This window comes from Curtobacterium sp. 458, from assembly GCF_030406605.1.
GTDB lineage: Bacteria > Actinomycetota > Actinomycetes > Actinomycetales > Microbacteriaceae > Curtobacterium.
In genome coordinates, this window is record NZ_CP129104.1 from 2563337 (window position 1) to 2584015 (window position 20679).

Consider the following 20679-nt stretch of genomic DNA (forward strand, 5'->3'; position numbering starts at 1 on the left):
GGGCCTCCCGTCCGGATCGTGGCCGGGTGTGCGCGGGGCGCGGGGCGCGTCGCGTGTCGGAACGCGCGCGGTCCTGCAGAGGACGCGCCCCGCTACGCCTCGCCCTGCTTCTCCATCGCCTCGGTGTACTCGCGACGCATCTTGTCGCCCGCCGCGGCGGTCCAGGTCTTCACACCGGCCTCCACCTTCGCGAGGTTCGTCCGCCCGAGCACGTAGTCGTTGCACAGCAGGTTGAACGCCTGGCTCGCCGACTGCGTGGACGACGCCGACGGGGAGTAGTACCCGTCCACCGGGTTCGGCAGCAACATGTCCTGCGTCGCCACCTGGTACGCATGGGACTGCCGCAGCTGCTCGTCGATCCGGATCGCAGTGTTGAGCACCTGCGGCCCGGCGGCGAGCCGGTAGAGGGCACTGGCGTTGATCATCTGCTCGCCGACCTTCGTCAGCGACGCGTTCGGGCCACTGCCGGTGTAGTGCACGTTCTTCTTCCCGTGCGTGAGCGTGAACGCCTCCTGCGAGCCGAAGGGTGCGGACAGGTAGTCGAGGAGCCGCAGCTGCGCCTTCACCCGGTCGGGTGTGGTCTTCTTCAGCGCGGCGAACGAGAAGCTCGACGTGCCCTGGTAGTTCACACCGGCGCCGCCGTCGGCCCCGAACGGCACGACCCCGCCGGTGACGATCCCCTTCGGCATCGTCTGGTCGAGGAGTGCCGAGATGCCGTCGAGGTGCATGAGCACGGTGCCGTTGTTGATGTACGTCTTGGCCTTCGCGCTCTCGAGGCTCGGCGTGTCCGGGTGGAAGACACCGGCGTTCCAGAGCTTCTTGACGTAGCTCAGCGTCTCCAGCCAGGCGTCGGTCTCGTTCTTGTGCACGAGCTCGCCGCCGCTCGTCCTCGTCCACTGGTTCGGGACGCCGAACGTGGCGCCGATGAAGTCGTACGACCAGTCGACCCCGGCTGCTCCGCCGCCGCCGGCGATGGCGTACCGTCCCGCCTTCGCGTCGGTGACGTCCTTGCACATGTCGAAGAACTCGTCCTTGTCCTTCGGTGCCGGCGCCGAACCGGTGAGCTGCTCGATGAGGTCCGGGCGACAGACCATCACGGAACCGAACGGCGGGCGGTGCTCCGGGACGCCGTAGATCTTGCCGTTGATGCGCGCGCTCCGCCACGACGGCGTGGGGATGTTCGCGAGGTTCGGGTACTCCTTCACGGCGTCGCCGGACAGGTACTCGGAGAGGTCGGTGAACTTCGCGTCGAGGAGCTGCGGGAACCGCGGCGGCATCGCGAACGTCAGGAACTCGACGATCCCGGGGATGTCGTTGCCCGCGGTCATGGTCGCGAACTTCGTGTCGAACGAGTCGCCGGGCACGAACGTCAGGTCGTACTCCGTGTCGGTGACCTCGCCGATGTAGTCGAGGAAGCTGTTGTTCGCGGGCGGCGGTGCCGAGTACGTCACGACGAAGCCCGTGGTGGTGCCGCCGACCGTCAGGTCCCTCGCCACCGAGCGGAAGAGCTCACCCTCCTCCGGGTACGCGTAGTAGACCGGCTGCACCTTGTCGTTGCCGGGCAGGTCCGGCTTCGGTCCCTTCGTGATCGGCACGTACGTCGGCAGGGCCGCCACCCTGTCGGAGATGGTCGCGGCGGTTCCGCCGCCGGAGCAGCCGGCGAGACCGCCGACGCCGCCGAGGGCGACGAGCCCGAAGGCGGCGCCGGAGATCAGGGTGCGCCGGCTGATGCCGGCAGTGGATTCGGACATGGCTTCTCCCTCGAAGCGTGCGGTCGGGTCGGATGGTGCGGAGCACCGGACGGGAGGCGCGGTGCAGGGCCGCCACGTGCCTCCAGGCCGGTGGCGGGCGCGTCAGCCCTTGACGGCGCCGGTCAGCACGCCCTTGGTGAGGTGGCGCTGCACGAGCGGGTAGGCGGCGAGGATCGGGATGATCGCGATCATGACGACCGCCATCTGGACGGACTCGGCGGGCGGCTGCATGCTCGCGTCGGAACCGGCACCGGACACCAGGTTCGAGCCCTGCAGCACGTACGTCCGCAGCACGAGCTGGAGCGTCCACTTCGTCGAGTCCGACAGGTACAGCAGGGCGTTGAAGAACGCGTTCCAGTACCCCACCGCGTAGAAGAGGCCGACGACGGCGATCACCGCGCGGGACAGCGGCAGCACGATCTGCCACAGGATCCGGAACTCGCCGGCGCCGTCGATCTTGGCGCTGTCGATCAGCTCCTGCGGGATGCTCATCATGAACCCGCGGACGACGACCATGTTGAACACGCTGAACGCACTCGGCAGGATCAGCGCCCAGTAGTTGTCGAGCAACCCGAGCTGCTTCACCATCAGGTAGAGCGGGATCATCCCCGGGGCGAACAGGAACGTGATGAGCACGAACGTCAGGATCGGCCGCTGGAACAGCGAACCCGTCCGACTCAGCGCGTAGGCCGCGAGCACGGTCGAGGCCAGGCTCAGCGCCGTGCCGACGATCGTCACGAGGAGCGTGACGACGACGGAGCGGGTCACGACGCCGCCGGACAGGATCTGCACGTAGGCGGACAGGTCGAACGACTTCGGCCATACCACGTAGCCGCCCGCAGCGGTGATGTCGTCCTGGCTCGAGACGCTCGTCGAGAAGACGATGAGGAACGGGAACAGGATGACGGCCAGGATCAGCACGATGCCGACCGCCTTCAGCGCGAGGACCACCGGGGTCGGTTTGCCGGCCCAGACCGGGCGCACGATGGTGCTCATGATCGTGAATACACTCCCTGCTCGCCGAGCATGTGGGCGGCCTTGTTCGCCGCCATGATGAGGACGAAGCCGACGAGGCCCTTCACCAGGCCGACGGCGATGCCGGTGGACCAGTTCCCGTCGATGACCCCGTGGTAGTAGACGTACGTGTCGAGCACTTCGGCCGCATCGGCCCCCACGGCGTTCCGCTGCAGGATGATCTGCTCGAACCCCACGGACAGCGCCTCACCGAGCCGCAGGATGAGCAGCAGGACGATGATGGGCCGGATCCCGGGCAGCGTCACGTGCCAGAAGCGGCTCCACGCCCCGGCACCGTCGATCGCCGCGGCCTCGTACAGGTTGTCGTCGATCGCGGCCAGCGCGGCGAGGAAGATGATCGTCCCCCACCCGGCGTCCTTCCAGATCACCTGGCTCGTCAGCAGCAGCTTGAACGTCGCCGGGTCGCTCATGATCCCGACCGTGCCGACGTCCAGCTGCCGCAACGCGTGGTTCAGCACGCCGCCCGACCCCAGGGACTGCTGGAAGAAGCCGACGACGATCACCCACGACAGGAAGTGCGGCAGGTACAGCACCGACTGCACCGTCGCCCGGAGCCACGGCCACACCAGCGAGTGGATGAGCAGTGCAAGGGCGATCGGCACCGGGAAGAACAGCACCAGTTGGATGAACGTGATCTCCAGCGTGTTGATCGTCGCCCGCCAGAAGTCGGCGTCGGCGAACATCACCGCGAAGTTCTGCACCCCCACCCACGGGCTCTGCGAGATCGGGATGTACGGCTGGTAGTCCATGAACGCGATCACGTTGCCGAGCAACGGCACGTACACGAACAACAGCAGCAGGACGACCGCGGGCGCCACCATGACCAGCAGCGGGTAGTCGCGCCGCAACCGGGCGGTGAAGGGGACCTTCCTGACCTCCGGAGCGGAGCCGGACCGTGCCGGCTCCGCCCTCGTGGCCGGGTCGACCATCGTCGCGCTCATGTGGCTCCCTTGCTCACGAGACTCTCGACACCGGCGGACCCCGCCGGTGGTTTCGTCATCCTGTGGCGTCCGTATGATGACGGTCAACCCGGGCCATTCACCCGCACACCAAACGAACACCGACCCACCACGGGGGAGCAACGATGCACCCGACCAGGCGCCAAGAGCGCATCCTCGCCGAGCTGCGCGTCCACGGCAGCCTCTCCGCCTCGGACTTCGCCGACCGCGAGGGCATCTCCGCGATGACCGTGCGCCGTGACCTCGCAGAACTCGCCGACCGCGGCCTCGTGAAACGCGTGCACGGCGGGGCGGTCTCGGTCGAGACCCTCCCCACCGCCGGCGCCCCGCACCGCCCGGCACCGCGCCCGACGAACGACCCCGACGGACCGGGACCCGCGGCCCTCTTCACCCTCGGCCTCGTCGTCCCCGACCCCGGCTACTACTTCCCGAAGATCGTCGCCGGCGTCGCCGAGCGCACCGAGGCACTGGGCGGCCGCGTCGTCCTCGGCGTCTCGCGGTACGACCCGGCACGCGAACGCCAGCAGGTCGAGCGTCTCATCGCCGCCGGGGTCGACGGACTCCTCGTCACCACCACCGTCGCCGACGCCTTCGACACGCTCGAGCTCCTCGACGCCGCACCCATGCCGGTCGTCGTCGTGGAACGCTCCGTCGCCGAGGCCCCCGTCGGGTCCGACCTCGAGTCTGTCCGGAGCGACCACGAGGCCGGGGCAGCGATCGCCGTCCGACACCTCGCCGCGCTCGGACACCACCGGATCGGCATGGCCGTGTTCGACACCCCGACCACCCCGCAGCTCCGCACCGGGTACGAACGCACCGTCCGTCAACTCGGCCTCGACCAGGACGCCCCCGTCGAGGTCATCGACGAGACACAGGGCGTGGGGGCGGCCACCGAGGCGTACATCCGCCGGTGCCTCGACTCGCACACCACCGCGGTCTTCGTGCACTCCGACCACTACGCCGTCGAGTTCGTCGAGACGCTCACCGCCATGGGCCTGTCGATCCCGGGAGACCTGTCCGTCGTGGCGTACGACGACGAGGTCGCAGCGCTCGCCGAGGTCCCGCTCACGGCCGTCGCCCCGCCGAAGAACGATGTCGGCCGCTTCGCCGCGACGATGTGCTTCGAGCGGATCTCGGCGACCGCGCAGACCGGGTTCGCTCGGCGTCACATGACGCTGGCTCCGACGCTCAGCGTCCGGGGATCGACGGCCGAACCGCCCGTGTTCGGTTCGTGAGCGTTTGCGTGACCGTGCTTGACCCCGCACACCGTGGGGCACTGGCATGGACACGCTGCACTCCGGAGAGGAGCCGTCCGACGATGACGTCACGCCCCGTCACACCCCGCTCGACCGCCACCGACGACCGCCCCGACCGCGGACCCGTCGCGGTCGCCTTCGTCCTGCCCGGACCGACGTTCGAGCGGGTGTTCGCTCCCGCGGACGTCGCGGCCCTGCACGCCGCGCCGGCCGTCCGGCTCGTGCACGACCGCCCGCTCGACCCCGACGACCCGCGCGACGCGGGCCTGCTCGCCGACGTCGAGTGCATCATCACCGGGTGGGGGAGCCCGGTGCTCGACGTCCGCCGACTCGACCGGATGCCCCGGTTGCGGGCGATCGCCCACTCCGCCGGGTCCGTGAAGCCCGTGGTCGACGACGACGTCTGGGCCCGGGACATCGTCGTCACGACGTCCGCGGCCGCCAACGCCGTCCCCGTCGCCGAGTTCGCGGTCGCGATGATCGTCCTGGCAGCGAAGCGCGCGTTCGCGACGGCGTCCGCCCTCGCCGCGTCCGACGGCGCTCCCGTCGACGTCGAGGGGTCCTGGCCGGTCATCGGCATGCACGGCATCACCGTCGGCGTCGTCGGAGCGTCCCGCGTCGGACGAGCCGTCGTCGAGCGGCTGCGCGACCACGACGTGCGGGTGCTCGTCAGCGACCCGTACCTCGACGCCGCGGAGGCCGCCTCGCTCGGGGTGACCGCCGTCGACCTCGAGACCCTCGCGGCCGCGAGCGACATCGTGACGCTGCACGCACCACTGCTGCCCTCGACCCGGAACCTCGTCGACCGGCACGTGCTCGGCCTGATGCGCCCCGGTGCCACGCTCGTCAACACCGCCCGGGGTGGCATCGTGGACCAGGAGGCCCTCGCCGACCGACTCGACCGGGGCGACCTCGCCGCGGTGCTCGACGTCACCGAGCCCGAGGTGCTGCCGGCCGGCGCTCGGCTCCGCAGCACCCCGAACACCTTCATCACCCCGCACATCGCGGGTTCGCTCGGCAACGAGCTCCGCCGGCTCGCCGGCAACGCCGTCCGCGAGACGGTGGCGTTCGCCGCCACCGGCGCGTTCACCGACCCGATCGTCCCCGACGGCTTCGCCGTCCAAGCCTGAGGAACACGATGCCCTCCTCCCTGGATGCCCCGACCGCCGACCCCGCCGTCCGGTCCACCTCCGCCACCACCTTCGCCGCTCGGCTCACCCCTGCCGCGCGAGCCGCCGTGCGACCGCGCTCGTGGCGCGCCGCCCCCGACGTGCGGGACCGTGCGGCGTGGGCGGGTGCCACCGACGTCGACCGGGAGGCACTGCTCTCGACCGCCGCGGACCGGCGCGACACGGCGCTGGTCGAGTACCCGACGCTCGCCCGGTGGGCGACCTACAGCCGCGACGGCGACCGTCGGCCCTACGAACGGTCGCTGCGCAACGTCATGGAGTCCGCAGCGACGGCGTCCCTGGCGCTCGGCGTCACCGGTGACGACGAGTGGGTGGCGACCCTGGGCGACACGGTCTGGCGCCTCTGCGAACTGAGCGCCTGGTGCCTGCCGTCGCACTACGCCCTGCCAGAGGACGGCGCACGGCCGTTCCTGCCGGTACCGGGCCGTGATGTGCTCGACCTCAACGACGCCGCGCTCGGCGGGATGCTCGCCGCGATCGACTCGTTCGCGGGGGAGCGGCTCGAACAGGACTTCCCGGGCATCCGCGCGCGGGTGCACCACGAGGTGCGGCGGCGGGTGCTCGACCCGTGGGAGCAGGAGGAGTACTTCTGGCACGGCACGGACGACGCACCGCCGAACAACTGGGCGCCGTGGATCGTGTCGAACGTCCTCGTCTGCGCCGCCGTGGTCGAACCGGACGCCGGCCGGCTCACCGCGACCCTCGATCGTGCGCTCGGCATCCTCGACCGCTTCCGCGCCGGGTACGACGACGACGGCAGCTGCGACGAGGGGGCAACGTACTGGTGGTGGGCCGGCGCGACGCTCTTCGAGGCGCTCGACCTGCTGACCACCGTCACCCACGGGGCGTTCGACGGGTGGACGGTCGCCCCCGTGGCCGCGATGGCCCGCTTCCCGATGAGCATGCAGATCGACGCCGACCACCAGGTCAACCACTCGGACGGGTCACCCGTGCTCCCCGAGAACGCGAACTGGCACCTCCTCGCCCGCTTCGGCGCCGTGGTCGGCGACGACGACGTCGTGCAGCACGCTCGCTGGATGGGACGTCGGCACCCCCTGCGCTTCGACGGGCAACTCGCCCCGCTGTTCCTCCGGACGCTCCACGAGCTCCGAACGCCGGACTGGCAGCGCGCCGGTGCCGCGGCGCCGGGCATGCCGCGGTCGCTGTACCTGCCCGGAACCGAGGTCGCCGTCGCCCGTGCCGACGGGTTCTTCCTGTCCGCGAAGGGTGGCCACAACGACGTCAGTCACAACCACAACGACGCGGGCTCGGTGATCGTGTCGCTCGACGGCGAACCGGTGGTCGTCGACGCCGGTGTCGGCGTGTACCATCGCGAGACCTTCATGCCCGACACGCGGTACGGCATCTGGACCATGCGGTCGAGCTGGCACAGCGTGCCGTGGCCGAACGGTGTCGAACAGCACGAGGGGGCCGCGTTCCGCGCGACCGGCACGACGTTCGCCGACGACGGCGGCCGGGCGTCCCTGTCGATGGACCTCGCGGCCGCGTACCCGGCCGACTCCGGGCTCGAGCGTGCCCGACGGGTCGCCTCGATCGACCGGACGACGGACAGCGTCGAGGTGCACGACGAGTGGACGTTCCGCCGCCCCGGCACCATGACCCTCGTCGTCCTGACCCTGCACGAGCCGCAGCCGACGCCCGGCGGGCTCCTCGTCGGACCCGCCCACCTCGCGGTCGACGCGGCCCTCGGGGTCGAGGTCGAACGACGTGACCTCGACGACGAGAAGCTCCGCGCCGCGTGGGGGCCAGCCCTGCACCGGATCCTGCTCGTGCAACGCGACCCGGCGGTCTCGGGATCGCACACGCTCCGGATCACCCGCGCGTGACGGATCACCACCGCGTGGCGGAGCGGCCGACCGACGGTCCGGTCCTGCTCGGCGGGGTCGGGCGGTGGACGGATCCCTGGCACCCGTTCGACGCGACGAACCGGGCGCTCGTCGACATCGGCCGCGAGGCCGGCGTGCCGTTGACGCAGGCGGAGGACGTCGACGCAGCCCTCGCCTCCTTCGCGTCCGGACCGCTCCCGTCCCTCGTGGTCGTGAACGTCGGACTCCCGCGCGACGACCGTCCGGTACCGCTGTCGTGGGCGGAGGCCGGGTACGGTCGGCTCCTCGCCAGCGACGTACCGGTGTTCGCCGTGCACGTGTCGTCGACGTCGTTCGCCGGGGACGGGCGGTGGGAGAGCGTCCTCGGCGGGGTGTGGGACCGGGGGAGGACGATGCACCCGCCGTCGGGGCCCTGCACGGTGCAGGTCGTGGACGACGGACACCCGGTCACGGACGGCTTGTCCGACTTCGCGCTCGACGACGAGCGGTACGCGTACCAGCGGGTGGCACCCGACGTGCGTGTGCTCGTCGACCACGAGCACGACGGGATCCGCCACCCGCTCGTCTGGGTGCACGACCGCCCGGGAGGCGGGACCACCGTCTACGACGGACTCGGCCACGGCTCGGCGTCCTTCGCCGCACCGGCGCACCGCGCGCTGGTCGCGCAGGCCCTCCGGTTCCTCGCCGGGGCGCCCTGAGCGCGCTCCGCGCGCGTCCGGCGGGAGTCGGGCGGGAACCGGGACGCGCGGCGTTCCGACGTCGCGACCGTCGAACGACGCGCGCTCCGACGGAACGCGCGTGTTCCGTGACGTGCGCCCCGCGCCCGCGCGACGGCCTGGAGGCCCGGTGCCGGTCCGCCGAACCGGTGCCGTGCCTCCAGGCCGTCGCGTCCAGGTCGTGGCGGCTCGCTTCAGCGGACGGTGACGTCCCCGACCACGAGCCACCCGTTCGCTCGCTCCCCGGTCGCGCCGAGGGCGATGGCGGGCACGTTCCCGCGGGTCGTGTCCACGATCGCGATGCCCCATCGGTACCGACCCGGGGCGACGCCGGTGATCCGCGGGGCGAACGTGTACGACCTCGGCGAGCCCTTGCGCCATTCCGACGGCTCCGGATCCGCATCGACGAGGACCCGCGCCGGGGTGTCGTCGGCGCGGAGCAGTCCGATCGCGGCCTTGTACTTGCCTCGCCAGACCGGCAGGTCGGACGGCAGGTACCCCCACCCCGTGTTCGTCCACTCGTGCGAGATCGAGGCGGCGGAACCGACCCGGACGTCCGTCGGCACGCTGACCTCGGACGGGTGGAGCCGGTAGCCGCCCTCGGCGTCGAAGCGCTTCGTGAGCGGGTACGTCTCGGCGGTGAACCACGACAGCGCCTCGCCGTTGCGGAGGTCCATCATGTTGACGTGCGCCTCGGCGGAGTCGTCGAACTCGCCCTGCCGGACGTCGGCCGCGTCCTCGTACCCGCGGGGGTCCTTCGTGACGTCGTGCTGCGCGGTGACCCAGCCGCCCTCCATGATGATCGGCCGACGGTGGCGCCACTTCGCGGCCATCGACTTCTCCCAGTCGGCGTAGTAGTCGGTCATGCCGAAGGCGTCCTGACGGAGGACGTAGCCCTTCTCGTAGGCGGAGTCGAGGAGCGCCTCGCTCTCCGGGTCCGGTGCGCCCCAGCTCTCGTCACCGCCGGCCCCGATGAGCCGGTGGTAGTTGAGCGCGAGCGGGACCGTCGTGAAGTGCTCGAGGTACAGGTCGATGATCCAGTCGAACACCTGCTTGCGGTTCGCCGGGTCGAGGTACTTCATCGAGTGCCCCTCGCCCCACTTGCCGAGGCCGTACCCGTCGATGAAGTCGGTCACCTCGGGGTCGTCGTAGCGGGCGGCGAAGGCTGCGACGAACGCCGAGTACTTCGCCTGGAACACCGGGTCGTCGGGGTAGGGGGTCCACACCGTGTGCGATCCGACCTGGTTCTCGTACCCGACCGCTCCGGCCTCGCGGACCCAGGCCGGCGTGAAGTCGTTCGCCTTGTCGCGGCTGTCCACCACGACCCGGAACGCGAGCCGCATGCCCCGGGACCGTGCCTCGGCGAGGATCCCGGCGAAGGCGGCGTTCGTGTCCCAGCCGTAGACGCCCTCGGAAGGCTCGAGGATCGTCCACGACACCCGCATGTACAGCACCCCGGCCACGTCCGAGATCCGGATCGAGCTGCCGTCGGGCAGCGTGACGTCGTCGTACTTCGTCCAGTAGTCGGCCGGCGGCTCCGCGGAGCCGTAGAGGGCCCATCCGTTAAGCGGGTTCTTCAGCACCGTCGTGCTGTCGGGCTCGAAGCGCTTCGTCAGTCGTGGTGCGGCGTGTGGGGTGCCCGAGCCGTGCCCGACGCCGAACCCGTGTCCGGCGCCGGTCCCGCGGCCGGCCGCCTGGGCGGCGCCCGGTGTCAGGATGCCCGAGGCGACGGTGGCGGCTCCCGCGGCGCCGAGTCCGAGGGCGGTCCGTCTGCTGATGTCGTTCGACTTGCTCATGCGTTCTCCCCTTCGAGAAGCGGCCGGTCGGCCGGCTCGATCGTCCCCGGAGTCCCACGGAGCGGGCAACGGTTGCCGCCGGATCGAACACGACTCGCACAGCGCGGGTCTGGCGTGCGGTCATCGTCACCCATCCCGGTCACCCGCGCCCGTCACCCACGCCCCCGAAACGCGCGCGTTCCGACCCCGCCCGCCGCGCCCTACGGCAGCGTCGGTGCGGCCGCCACGAGCGCCTGCGTCACCGGGTGCTGCGGCGCGTCGAGGAGCGACACCGGCCCGTGCTCGACGATCCTCCCCGCCGACATCACCGCGACCGTGTCGCACAGCCGCTGCACCACGCCGATGTCGTGCGACACGAGCACGAGGGTGAGCCCGAGGTCGTCGGCGAGTGACCGGAACAGCTCGATCACGCGGGCGCGGACCACCACGTCGAGGGCGCTCATCGGCTCGTCGCCGAACAGGATCCGCGGCGAGTGCACGACGGCCCGGGCGATCGCGATGCGCTGCCGCTGCCCGCCGGAGAACTCGTGCGGGTACCGCGTCACGGCGTCCGCGGGCAGGTCCACCCGCTCGAGCACGGACGCCACGAGCGACGCGTGCGAGCCGGGGGTCCGCAGGGCACGCAGGGGTTCGGCGACGATCGCGCCCACGCGCATCCGCGGGTCGAGCGAGGCGTACGGGTCCTGGAACACCACGCCGGTCTCGCGGCGGAACCAGCGCAACGCCCGCGCGGACGCCGACGCGACCACAGGCCGTCCGGAGGCCGACACGGTCCCGGTGGTGGGTGCCTCCAGGCCGGCGAGCAGTCGCACCAGGGTGGACTTGCCGGAGCCGGACTCGCCCACGATGCCGAGGCGGCTGCCGGCGGCGACCGTCAGGTCGACGCCGTCGACCGCGGTCCGGACGGGCCCGGGTTCGAACGGGCCCCGGCGGGGGAGCCGGTAGTGCCGGTGCATTCCGGTGCCCTCGAGCAGTGCGGTCACCGGTCTCCTCCGGGCGTGCGGCGGGCGGTGGCCCGGGCGGCGGACACGAGGGCGGCGGTCGCGGGGTGCGACGGCGCGGACAGCAGCTGCTGCACGGGACCCTCCTCGACCACGCGTCCCGCGTCGAGCACGACCGCGGTGTCGGCGATCCGGGCGAGGACGGCGAGGTCGTGCGTGACGAAGACCGTGCCCGCCGAGCGTCGCTCGAAGAGCTCGAGGATGCGCGCCTCGGTCGTGACGTCGAGCGCGGTCGTCGGCTCGTCGGCGACGAGGTACGACGGCTCGCCCGCGACGGCCATCGCGATGCAGACGCGCTGCCGCTGGCCGCCGGAGAGCTGGTGCGGGTACTGCCGGAGCAGGGACTCGGGGTCCGGCAGGCCGACCTCCGCGGCGAGCGAGCGCGCACGGCGTGCGGCTCCTCGACGGTCGAGGCCGTGGTGCAGCCGCAGCGGCTCGGCGATCTGCGCCCCGACCCGACGGAGTGGGTCGAGCGCGGTGCCCGGCTCCTGGAACACCATCCCGATCCCGGATCCGCGGTGGCGGGCGCGCTCCCGGTCCGGCAGCCCCACGAGTTCGGTGCCGTCGAGCCGGATGCTCCCGGTGACGACGGCCCCGGCGGGCTCCAGGCCCATCAGCGCGAGGGCGGTCATCGACTTGCCGGAGCCGGACGCGCCGATGACGCCGAGGCGTCGGCCGGGAGGCACGGTGAACGTCACGCGGTCGAGGATCGTCCGCCCCGCGATCCGGACCGTGAGGTCGCGCACCTCCAGCCCGCCGGTCGCGTCGACCGGGACGGCGTGCCCGGCTTGTCCGGTCGGCTCGGTCATGCGGTCACCCCCGGTCCGGCGCCCGCTGTGCGGTCGCGGTCGGTGGCGGAGGCCGTGCCGGCGTCGGTGGTGGCCGCGGTCCCCGCGTCGGCCACGTCGGCGGCGCCGACGGGAGTACCGGCGCCGGGGTCGGAGGACCGGTCGGCCGTGGTCAGCCGCGGGTCCGTCGCGTCACGGACGGCATCGCCGAGGAGCGACAGCGCCGCGACCACGAGCGCGATCGAGGCGCCCGGCCAGGTCGCACTCCACGGGTGCACGCCGATGTACGCCTGCAGGTCGGACAGGAGCGACCCCCACGACGCCGTATTCGACCCGGCGCCGTAGCCGAGGTACGACAGTCCCGCCTCGGCGAGCACCGCTGTCGCCATCGCGAGCGAGAGCTGCACGGTGAAGAGCGGTGCGGCGTTCGGGACGAGGTGTCGCAGCAGCACGCCGCCACCCCCGACCCCGGATGCGCGGGCCGCGGTGACGTAGTCGCTCCGGGCGATGCGGCGGATCTCCCCGCGGCCGACGCGGGCGATCGTCACGCCGAACGACAGACCGACGGAGACGACCACGACGCCGAGCGAGCCGCCGTACACCGCGGTGAGGAGCATCGCGGTGAGGAGTGTCGGGAACGCCACGAGGATGTCGAGCAGGACCGCCGTGCCCTCCCGGACCCACCGCGCGGTCAGCGACCCGATCGCGGTGAGGACGATGCCGACGACGCTCGCGATCACGCCGGACCCGACTGCGACGAGGACGGTGGTCCTGGTGCCGGCGAGCAGGTAGCTGGCGATGTCCCGGCCGGAGGCGTCGGTGCCGAACCAGTGTGCGGCGCTGGGGCCCTCCCACTGGTGGAACGGGTCGGCGCGGAAGGGGTCCTGCGGCGTCCACACGAGCGACACCGCGGCGAGGGCCACGAGCAGGCCGAGCACGACCACGGCGAAGACACCCGTCGGGCGGGCGAGGAGACGACGGATCACGAGGAGGCCTCCCGCTGCCGGGGGTCGAGCGTCCGGTGCACGACGTCGACCGCGAAGCCGACGAGCAGCACGAGCCCGGTGAGCACGAGGAGTTCCGACTGCACCTTCGTGACGTCCCGGCGACCCACGTCGGTGACGAGCATCCTGCCGACCCCGGGCAGCGAGAACAGCTGCTCGACCACGACGGCGCCGACGAGGAGTCCGGCGATCTGCACCCCGAGCACCGCGAGCACGGTCAGCGCGACCGAGGGCAGCCCGTGCCGGAGGAGCGCCTGCGTCCGGGTGAGCCCGATCGCCGCCGCGGTCCGGACGTGGTCGGCGTCGAGGACGCTGAGCGTCGCCGAACGGGTGAACCGGAGGATGACCGCGCCCTCGACCGCGCCGATCGTCAGCGCGGGGAGCACGAGCGAGGAGAACGCGCGGCCCGGCTCCTGCCAGCCGTCGAGCGGGAAGCCCTGCGTGGGCAGCCAGTGCAGCGTGACCGCGAACAGGGCCACGAGGAGCATCCCGGCCCAGACGATCGGCACCGCCGCGACGGCCTGCGCGACGAAGCCGATGACCGCCCCGCCCGCACGCTTGCGGAGCACGGCGGCCAGTACGCCGAGGGGGACCCCGAGGACGAGGGCCGCCACGAGCGACATGCCCGCGAGCGGCAGCGTGACGCTGAGCTTCTGGACGAGCTCCGGCGCGACGGGCCCGTCGGTCACGAGCGACCGACCGAGGTCGCCGCGGAACAGCCCGCCGATCCAGTCGAGGTACTGCAGGACGACCGGACGGTCGAGCCCGAGCTCCTGCCGCAGCTGCGCCACCTGCTCCGGGGTCGCCTGGGTCCCGGCCACGATCTGCGCGACGTCGCCCGGCAGCACCCGCAGCGTGGCGAACACGATGATGCTCGCCACGAGCAGGCCGACGACGAGCAGCAGGAGCCGCCCGATCAGGAACCGGGTCACGGGTCGATGCTACGGGGAGCGACCGTCACCGTCGGCTCACCGGACGGCGAGCTTCGACAGGTCGAGCCGCGAGTTCGTGCCGTCGAACGGGACGCCCGTGACGCCCTTGCGGACCGCGGTGATCGACGTCGACGTGTACAGCCACTCGCCGGCCGCGTCCTCGGAGACGATCTTCGCGGCCTTCCGGAGTGCCTCGACCTTGGCGGACTCGCTCGTCGCCGCGACGGACTGCGCGTAGAGGTCCTGGACCTCCTGGTTGTCGTACCCGAAGTAGTAGTCCGGGTTCGCCCAGTTGCCGAAGTCGCGCGCCTCGACGTGGTCGACCATGCTCATGTCGAAGGTGCGCTCGCCCGACTTCGGCGCCTGGAACACGGTGGAGAGCCACGTCGCGAAGTCGACCCGCTTCACCGTGAGCGTGATGCCGACGTCGGCGAGCTGCGACTTCAGCACGTCGCCGATGGTCGTCGGGTAGATGTTCGCGTACGTCAGCGTGAGGTCGAGCTTCGGCTTCCCGGCCGCGGCGAGGAGCTTCTTCGCGTTCGCGGGGTCGTACGCGTCGATCGCGGTGAGGTCCTGGTAGCCGGGGTCGAGCGCCGGGATCGGTCCGCCCTGCTCGACACCGGTGCCGCCGATCGCCTTGATGATCGCCTTCGCGTCGATGGCCTGCCGGATGGCCTGGCGCACGCGCTTGTCGGTGAAGGGCGCCTTCGCGTCGTTGAACGCCAACGTGTACTTGTCGGTCGTCTTCCCGGTGTGGAGCGTGATGTCCTGGTCGCCCTCGAGCTGGCTCTTGAGCGTGCCGTCGACGGCGGTCTGCACGTCGAGGTCGCCGTTCGCCATCGCGTTGACGGCGGTCGACGGCTCGGTGATGTAGCGGAACACGACCTTGGCGACCTTCGCCTTCGTGCCCCAGTAGTCGTCGTTGCGTTCGAAGGTGATCGAGTCGCCCTGCTTCACCGAGGCGACCTCGAACGGGCCGGTGCCGTTCGCCGAGTCGGACAGGTCGTTCTTCGCCGCCTTCTCGAGCACGAGGCCGGCGCGGCCGGTGAGGTTCCAGAGCAGGTCGGAGTCCGGCTTCGCGAGCTGGAGCACGACCGTGTCGGACGACGGCGACGTGATCGACGAGACGTTCGCGAGCTGCGCGGAGTCGACGTAGGTGTCGTTCGCCTTGACCTGCTCGAGCGACCACACCACGTCCGCCGCGGTGACGGGCTTGCCGTCCTGGAACGTCGTGCCCTCCCGCAGCGTGAACGTGTACGTGCGGCCGTCGGAGGACACCTCGTGCGAGGACGCGAGGACGTCGCGGACGTCGCCGTCCGCCGTGCGGCCGACGAGCCCCTGGTACACGTTGTCGATGAGCACCTGGTCGAGCGCGGCACCGGACTGGGTGCGGATGTCGAGGCTCGTGGGCTCGAGCACCAGGCCGACGCGCACGGTGGCGTCGGCGCCGCCCTGCTCGTTCGACGATCCGGAGCAGCCGGTCAGCGCGAGCGCGGACGTCACGGCCACCGCGGTCGCGACGACGGCGAGGCGTGACGCGGCGGTGCGGGGGAGGAGCGGACTCATGGGTTGTGGGTTCCTTCCGGGCGCTCGTGGCGACGGTCGTCGCGTGGCGCTCGCACGAGACTACTGGCGTGCGGAGCCGTGCTGCGACGGTTTCTGTTCCGGGTGCAACAATTCGTGATCCTCGGTCCATGCCCGGATCGCGCGGGCGAGTTCGAGCGGGGCCTGGTTCTGCACCGCGTGCCGCGACTCGACGGTCACGATGCGGGCGTCCGGCAGGCGTTCGGCGAACCCCGCGTGCAGCTTCGGCGAGACGTAGCCGCGGTCACCGCGCACGAGGAGGATCGGTGCCTCGAGCGCCTCGAGGTCCGGCCAGGCGTCCGCGAACCGCCCGACCGACGCCGTGCGGCCGGTCGGCAGGTGCGGGAAGTGGTGCCGGCGCACGAGTCGTCCGTCCGCACCGAGCCGGGTGGTGTGCCGGGCCTCGCGCAGCAGGACGTCCCGGTCGTCGCCCACCCGTGCCTCGACGGCGCGGTCGACGACCTCGTCGAGGGACGCGAACGGCTCCTCGTCCTCGAGGGCCCGTGCGATGCGGTCGACGGCGCGCTGGGCGAAGTCCGGGGACATGTCGACCAGCACGAGGCCCGTGACGCGCTGGGGAGCGGTCGCGGCGATCCGCGCCGCGAGGATGGCGCCGAGCGAGTGCCCGACGAGGACCCCCGGCGGCACGTTCAGCGCGTCGAGCGCGGCGAGCACGGTCGGCGCGGTCGCGCTCGCGCCGTAGTCGGCGTCGTCGCGCCACGACGACCGTCCGTGCCCGGGCAGGTCGAGCGCGACCGCCGGCGCGCCGACGGCGATCGCCGTCTGGTCGAAGCTGTGCGCGTCGATGCCGAGCCCGTGCAGGTAGGTGATCCGGGCCTCCCGGTCGCCCCACCGGATCGCGGAGACGTCGTGCCCGTCCGCGGTGCGGACCGCCTGCCTGGAGGCGCGGAGCGGCTCCGTCACATCGCTCGCGGCGGCGAGGCGGGCGAGGTCGGCGAACTCGTCGGTTGCATCGGGCAGGGCGGCATCGGACACGCGACGATCCTGCCACCGCGCCGAACCCTGGCCGCGTTAGGTAAGGCATGCCATACTTGGACACGTGGCAGCCCGGTACCGCATCTTCTCCGTCCGCGTGGCAGCCGTCACGTCCCTCACCCCGCACTTCGTGCGTGTGACGCTGACGGGCGACGCTCTCGCGGAGTTCTCCGCCGTCGGGCTCGACCAGCGCATCAAGGTCATGCTGCCGATCGAGGGCCACGGCTTCACCGAGCTGCCCGAGGACGGCGACTGGTACGGCGCCTGGCGCGACCTGCCCGACGCGGTGCGCAACCCGCTCCGCACGTACACCGTGCGGTCCTTCCGGCCCGACGCGCACGAGCTCGACATCGACTTCGTGGCGCACGGCGACGCAGGACCCGCCTCGCGCTGGGTGTCCGGATGCCGGGTCGGTGACGAGCTGCGGATCATCGGACCCCGCGTGCCCGAGTCGCCCGACGAGCTGCCGACCGGCGCTGCCGAGTTCGCCCCCGGGACCGCCACGCGCATCCTGCTCGCCGGCGACGAGACCGCCGCCCCCGCCATCTGCGCCATCCTCGAGGCGCTCGACGTCGCGACCGTCGGGCACGTCTTCATCGAGGTGCCGACCGACGCCGACCGCCTGCCGGTCACCGCGCCGTCCGGGGTCGAGGTCCGCTGGATCGCCCGGAACGGCGCCACCCACGGTGTGCGGATGACCGACCAGGTGCACGCCTGGGCCTCGACCGTCACGGCGACGACGGCCGGTGGGACGTCCGCGGTCTGCGCGGACACCACCGACTTCACCGAGGTGGACGTCGACGAGCAGGTCCTCTGGGAGGTCCCGGCGCCCGTCGACGAGCGCCCGGTCTACGCCTGGATCGCGGGGGAGGCCGGCTGCGTGAAGGAGCTGCGCCGACACCTCGTCCGCGGGGTCGGCCTCGACCGCGAGCAGGTCGCGTTCATGGGCTACTGGCGGAACGGCAAGGCCGAACATTGAGCGCGGCGGTGCCGACCACCGCCCTGCCGACGACCGCACTCGGTGCGCGTGGGCTGACGCTCGCGTACGACGACCGCGTGGTGGTGTCAGACCTCGACGTGGACGTCCCGGACGGTGAACTGACCGTCGTCATCGGGCCGAACGCCTGCGGGAAGTCGACGCTCCTCAAGTCCTTCGCGCGCACAATGCGTCCGAGCGCGGGCGCCGTGTACCTCGACGGGGCGCCGATCTCGTCCCTCCGCCCGAAGGTCGCCGCGCGCCGGGTCGCGATGCTGCCGCAGACGCCGATCGCCCCGAACGGCATCACCGTGCGCGACCTCGTGTCCCGTGGACGCTTCCCGCACCAGGACCTCCTGCACCCGTCGTCGGGGTCGGACCGGGCCGCGGTGCAGGCGGCACTCGAGCAGACCGACACGGTGTCGCTCGCGGACCGGAGCGTCGACGAGCTCTCGGGCGGGCAGCGGCAGCGCGTGTGGATCGCGATGGTGCTCGCGCAGGAGACCGACATCGTGCTGCTCGACGAGCCCACGACGTTCCTCGACATCGCGCACCAGTACGACGTGCTCGAACTCGCGGCCGGGCTGCACCGTGCGGGTCGGACGGTCGTCGCCGTGCTGCACGACCTCAACCAGGCCGCCCGGTACGCGACGCACCTCATCGCGATGCGGGCGGGGTCGATCGTCGCGGCGGGCTCGCCGGCCGAGGTCCTGACGGCGTCCCTCGTGGAGGACGTCTTCGGCCTGCCGTGCGTCGTCGTCCCCGACCCGGAGACCGGCACGCCGCTCGTCGTCCCGAGGCGTCCCGCCGCCTGACGGCCCCGGGCCCGGCGGTCGCCGTCCCGGAGTCGGACGTCGGACGTCGGACGTCCCTTTGGCGGGCGTTGGTCGCACGACACGCCGCTCACGTTCTCGGCGGACGACGCGTTCTGCGACCACGGGGACACGCGCGCGGCGCGTTGCGCGACCAACAGGCGGACGGGAGGCGTGGCGGCGCCGCCACGGGCCTCCCGTCCGGACCACGGTCAGGTCAGCGGACGTAGCCGCCGTCCTCGAGACCGGCCTCGACCTCGAACCGGTTGCGGAGCGGATCGCGCCCCGCGATCGCGTAGAGGACGGGCATCGCCATGCCGTACCGCTTCCACTGCGCGACGTGGACCCGCTCGTGCCGGAGCACGCGGTCGCCGTCGTTGTCGCGCGTCAGGTACACCGAGCCGACGCAGGTGCCGCCGCGACGGAACGCCCACCGGGGGAGGCCCGAGCAGACGACGAGCCCGTCGACGATCCGGACCGGCCCCGTCGACAGCGGGAGTCCGACGGCGAGGCCGACCGCGGTCGCGAGGAGCCAGCCGGCCCGCGACACGACCGAGTCGACGAACGGGTTCACGCCGGACGGCCGTAGGTCTCGAGGAGTCGCAGCCACACCTCGTTCATCGTGGGGTAGGCCGGGACGGCGTGCCAGAGGCGGTCGATCGGGACCTCGCCCACGACCGCGATCGTCGCGGCGTGCAGCATCTCGGCGACGTCCTGACCGACGAAGGTCGCCCCGACGACGACGCCGCGGGACTCGTCCACGACGAGGTTCGCCCGGCCGGTGTACCCGTCGGCCTGCAGCGCGGCTCCCGCGACGTTGCCGAGCTCGTACTCGACGGTGCGGACGTCGATGCCCTGCTGGCGTGCCGTCGCCTCGGTCAGCCCGACGCTCGCGACCTCGGGGTCCGTGAACGTCACCTGCGGAGCGGCGGCGTGGTCGGCGGTGGCGACGTGCGCACCCCACGGCTCCGTGTGCAGCGGCGTGCCCTGGAACCGGGCGGCGATCGCCTCGCCGGCGGCACGAGCCTGGTACTTGCCCTGGTGGGTGAGGAGCACGCGGTGGTTCACGTCGCCGACCGCGTACAGCCAGTCGGTGCCGTGCACGAGCATCGTGTCGTCGACGTCGAGCCAGGCGCCGGGCTCGAGGCCGACGGTCTCGAGGCCGAGGTCGGCGGTGTGGGCACGGCGACCGGTGGCGGCGAGGACCTCGCTCGTCACGACCGTCGAGCCGTCGTCGAGCGTGGTGGTGACCAGGCCGTGCTCGTCGCGGTCGACCCGAACGGGGTTGACGCCGGTGCGGACGTCGACGCCGCGGGCACGGAGGGCGTCGGCCACGAGCTCGCCGGCGAAGGGCTCCATGCCGCCGAGCAGGCCGTGCCGGGCGACGAGGGTGACCTTCGACCCGAGCGACGCCCACGCCGTCGCGAGTTCGGAGCCCGACACTCCGCCGCCGATGACGAGGAGGCTCTCGGGGACCTCCTGTGCGCTCGTGGCCTCGCGGGTGCCCCAGGGCTGCGCGTCGGCCAGGCCGGGGACGTCGGGGAGCGTGTGCAGCGAGCCGGTGACCACGGCGACGGCGGCACGCGCGGTGTGGGTCTCCCCGCCGACCTCGATGGTCTTCTCGCCGGTGATGCGTGCGTGCCCGCGGAGGAGGGCGATGTCGGCGGACTCGAGCCACGACACCTGCCCGTCGTCCTTCCAGTCCGACGTGAACGAGTTGCGGCGGGCGAGCACGTGTGCAGCGTCGAGGTCACCCGTGACGGCCTGCGCGGCACCGTCGAGGCGCTTGGCCGCCTCGAGGGCGTGGCCGCTGCGGAGGAGCGCCTTCGATGGCATGCACGCCCAGTACGAGCACTCGCCGCCGACGAGCTCCGCCTCCACGATCGCGACCGAGAGCCCGCGCTTGTGGGCGTAGTCCGCCACGTTCTCGCCGACTGCGCCGGCGCCGATCACGATGAGGTCGTAGTCCGTCATGTGGCCAACCTACGCGGCCCCGGTGACGGCACGCCGACCGTGAGGCGTACCGCGGCGCGGCG

At 72.2% G+C, this 20679-nt stretch carries 18 protein-coding genes; 6 read left to right on the forward strand and 12 right to left on the reverse strand.

Annotated features, from left to right (window positions below; all coding sequences use genetic code 11):
- Nucleotides 1–92: 92 nt before the first annotated feature.
- The 3 genes from QPJ90_RS12540 to QPJ90_RS12550 all read right to left on the reverse strand — a co-directional run bounded on the left by QPJ90_RS12540 (nt 93) and on the right by QPJ90_RS12550 (nt 3727).
- The gene (locus tag QPJ90_RS12540) at nt 93–1751 is read right to left on the reverse strand and encodes an extracellular solute-binding protein (RefSeq protein ID WP_290131534.1); all 1659 of its coding nucleotides are present in this window, start codon (nt 1749–1751) and stop codon (nt 93–95) included.
- A gap of 102 nt (nt 1752–1853) precedes the next feature.
- The gene (locus QPJ90_RS12545; RefSeq protein WP_290131535.1) at nt 1854–2747 is read right to left on the reverse strand and encodes a carbohydrate ABC transporter permease; all 894 of its coding nucleotides are present in this window, start codon (nt 2745–2747) and stop codon (nt 1854–1856) included.
- The gene (locus QPJ90_RS12550; RefSeq protein WP_290131536.1) at nt 2744–3727 is read right to left on the reverse strand and encodes an ABC transporter permease subunit; all 984 of its coding nucleotides are present in this window, start codon (nt 3725–3727) and stop codon (nt 2744–2746) included. Before QPJ90_RS12550 ends, QPJ90_RS12545 begins: the two co-directional genes overlap by 4 nt.
- Before the next feature lie 143 nt (nt 3728–3870).
- On the opposite strand from QPJ90_RS12550, the gene QPJ90_RS12555 reads away from it, so the two are divergent.
- The 4 genes from QPJ90_RS12555 (at nt 3871) to QPJ90_RS12570 (ending at nt 8736) form a co-directional block, all read left to right on the forward strand.
- Complete coding sequence (locus QPJ90_RS12555) at nt 3871–4980, forward strand: substrate-binding domain-containing protein (protein WP_290131537.1); 1110 nt, start codon at nt 3871–3873, stop codon at nt 4978–4980.
- 83 nt (nt 4981–5063) lie between these two features.
- Nucleotides 5064–6131, forward strand: coding sequence for a hydroxyacid dehydrogenase (locus tag QPJ90_RS12560; RefSeq protein ID WP_290131538.1), 1068 nt, complete (start codon nt 5064–5066; stop codon nt 6129–6131).
- Between the two features lie 8 nt (nt 6132–6139).
- On the forward strand, nt 6140–8038 hold the full coding sequence (locus QPJ90_RS12565; RefSeq protein WP_290131539.1) for a heparinase II/III family protein: 1899 nt from the start codon (nt 6140–6142) through the stop codon (nt 8036–8038).
- Nucleotides 8035–8736 carry a ThuA domain-containing protein gene (locus tag QPJ90_RS12570; RefSeq protein ID WP_290131540.1) on the forward strand — a complete coding sequence of 234 codons (702 nt, stop codon included), beginning with the start codon at nt 8035–8037 and terminating at the stop codon, nt 8734–8736. The genes QPJ90_RS12565 and QPJ90_RS12570 overlap by 4 nt, the downstream gene beginning before the upstream one ends.
- Nucleotides 8737–8948: 212 nt before the next feature.
- Here QPJ90_RS12570 and QPJ90_RS12575 read toward each other — a convergent pair whose 3' ends face one another.
- From QPJ90_RS12575 to QPJ90_RS12605, 7 genes are all read right to left on the reverse strand, one after another.
- Nucleotides 8949–10550 (reverse strand): DUF4832 domain-containing protein, encoded by a 1602-nt coding sequence (locus QPJ90_RS12575; protein WP_290131541.1) that lies wholly within the window; start codon nt 10548–10550, stop codon nt 8949–8951.
- A gap of 200 nt (nt 10551–10750) precedes the next feature.
- Nucleotides 10751–11506, reverse strand: a complete 756-nt coding sequence (locus tag QPJ90_RS12580; protein ID WP_290134225.1) for an ABC transporter ATP-binding protein — start codon at nt 11504–11506, stop codon at nt 10751–10753.
- Between the two features lie 23 nt (nt 11507–11529).
- Nucleotides 11530–12360 carry an ABC transporter ATP-binding protein gene (locus tag QPJ90_RS12585; protein WP_290131542.1) on the reverse strand — a complete coding sequence of 277 codons (831 nt, stop codon included), beginning with the start codon at nt 12358–12360 and terminating at the stop codon, nt 11530–11532.
- Nucleotides 12357–13325 carry an ABC transporter permease gene (locus QPJ90_RS12590; RefSeq protein WP_290131543.1) on the reverse strand — a complete coding sequence of 323 codons (969 nt, stop codon included), beginning with the start codon at nt 13323–13325 and terminating at the stop codon, nt 12357–12359. The genes QPJ90_RS12585 and QPJ90_RS12590 overlap by 4 nt, the downstream gene beginning before the upstream one ends.
- A complete protein-coding gene (locus tag QPJ90_RS12595) occupies nt 13322–14275 on the reverse strand; it encodes an ABC transporter permease (protein ID WP_290131544.1) in 954 nt (317 codons plus the stop codon). Before QPJ90_RS12595 ends, QPJ90_RS12590 begins: the two co-directional genes overlap by 4 nt.
- 36 nt (nt 14276–14311) lie before the next feature.
- A complete protein-coding gene (locus tag QPJ90_RS12600; protein WP_290131545.1) occupies nt 14312–15841 on the reverse strand; it encodes an ABC transporter substrate-binding protein in 1530 nt (509 codons plus the stop codon).
- Between the two features lie 60 nt (nt 15842–15901).
- Nucleotides 15902–16855 (reverse strand): alpha/beta fold hydrolase, encoded by a 954-nt coding sequence (locus tag QPJ90_RS12605; protein ID WP_290131546.1) that lies wholly within the window; start codon nt 16853–16855, stop codon nt 15902–15904.
- Nucleotides 16856–16919: 64 nt separating this feature from the next.
- Here QPJ90_RS12605 and QPJ90_RS12610 point away from each other — a divergent pair, with 64 nt between their 5' ends.
- Together QPJ90_RS12610 and QPJ90_RS12615 are read left to right on the forward strand one after the other, a co-directional pair.
- Nucleotides 16920–17834 (forward strand): siderophore-interacting protein, encoded by a 915-nt coding sequence (locus QPJ90_RS12610; RefSeq protein ID WP_290131547.1) that lies wholly within the window; start codon nt 16920–16922, stop codon nt 17832–17834.
- An 8-nt stretch (nt 17835–17842) separates the two neighbouring features.
- On the forward strand, nt 17843–18646 hold the full coding sequence (locus tag QPJ90_RS12615; RefSeq protein WP_290131548.1) for an ABC transporter ATP-binding protein: 804 nt from the start codon (nt 17843–17845) through the stop codon (nt 18644–18646).
- A gap of 214 nt (nt 18647–18860) precedes the next feature.
- On the opposite strand, the gene QPJ90_RS12620 is transcribed toward QPJ90_RS12615, so the two are convergent.
- Nucleotides 18861–19217: a Fe-S oxidoreductase gene (locus QPJ90_RS12620; RefSeq protein ID WP_290131549.1), complete on the reverse strand. Its 357-nt coding sequence runs from the start codon at nt 19215–19217 to the stop codon at nt 18861–18863.
- Nucleotides 19214–20617, reverse strand: coding sequence for an NAD(P)/FAD-dependent oxidoreductase (locus QPJ90_RS12625; protein WP_290131550.1), 1404 nt, complete (start codon nt 20615–20617; stop codon nt 19214–19216). The genes QPJ90_RS12620 and QPJ90_RS12625 overlap by 4 nt, the downstream gene beginning before the upstream one ends.
- Nucleotides 20618–20679 lie beyond the last annotated feature (62 nt).

What these genes read in the sequence shown, in the direction of transcription:
- QPJ90_RS12555 (WP_290131537.1), top strand. Translation starts at nt 3,871, where the DNA reads ATGCACCCGACCAGGCGCCAAGAGCGCATCCTCGCCGAGCTGCGCGTC.
- QPJ90_RS12550 (WP_290131536.1), bottom strand. Translation starts at nt 3,727, where the DNA reads ATGAGCGCGACGATGGTCGACCCGGCCACGAGGGCGGAGCCGGCACGG.
- QPJ90_RS12565 (WP_290131539.1), top strand. Translation starts at nt 6,140, where the DNA reads ATGCCCTCCTCCCTGGATGCCCCGACCGCCGACCCCGCCGTCCGGTCC.
- QPJ90_RS12560 (WP_290131538.1), top strand. Translation starts at nt 5,064, where the DNA reads ATGACGTCACGCCCCGTCACACCCCGCTCGACCGCCACCGACGACCGC.
- QPJ90_RS12575 (WP_290131541.1), bottom strand. Translation starts at nt 10,550, where the DNA reads ATGAGCAAGTCGAACGACATCAGCAGACGGACCGCCCTCGGACTCGGC.
- QPJ90_RS12625 (WP_290131550.1), bottom strand. Translation starts at nt 20,617, where the DNA reads ATGACGGACTACGACCTCATCGTGATCGGCGCCGGCGCAGTCGGCGAG.
- QPJ90_RS12600 (WP_290131545.1), bottom strand. Translation starts at nt 15,841, where the DNA reads ATGAGTCCGCTCCTCCCCCGCACCGCCGCGTCACGCCTCGCCGTCGTC.
- QPJ90_RS12580 (WP_290134225.1), bottom strand. Translation starts at nt 11,506, where the DNA reads ATGCACCGGCACTACCGGCTCCCCCGCCGGGGCCCGTTCGAACCCGGG.
- QPJ90_RS12540 (WP_290131534.1), bottom strand. Translation starts at nt 1,751, where the DNA reads ATGTCCGAATCCACTGCCGGCATCAGCCGGCGCACCCTGATCTCCGGC.
- QPJ90_RS12585 (WP_290131542.1), bottom strand. Translation starts at nt 12,360, where the DNA reads ATGACCGAGCCGACCGGACAAGCCGGGCACGCCGTCCCGGTCGACGCG.
- QPJ90_RS12545 (WP_290131535.1), bottom strand. Translation starts at nt 2,747, where the DNA reads ATGAGCACCATCGTGCGCCCGGTCTGGGCCGGCAAACCGACCCCGGTG.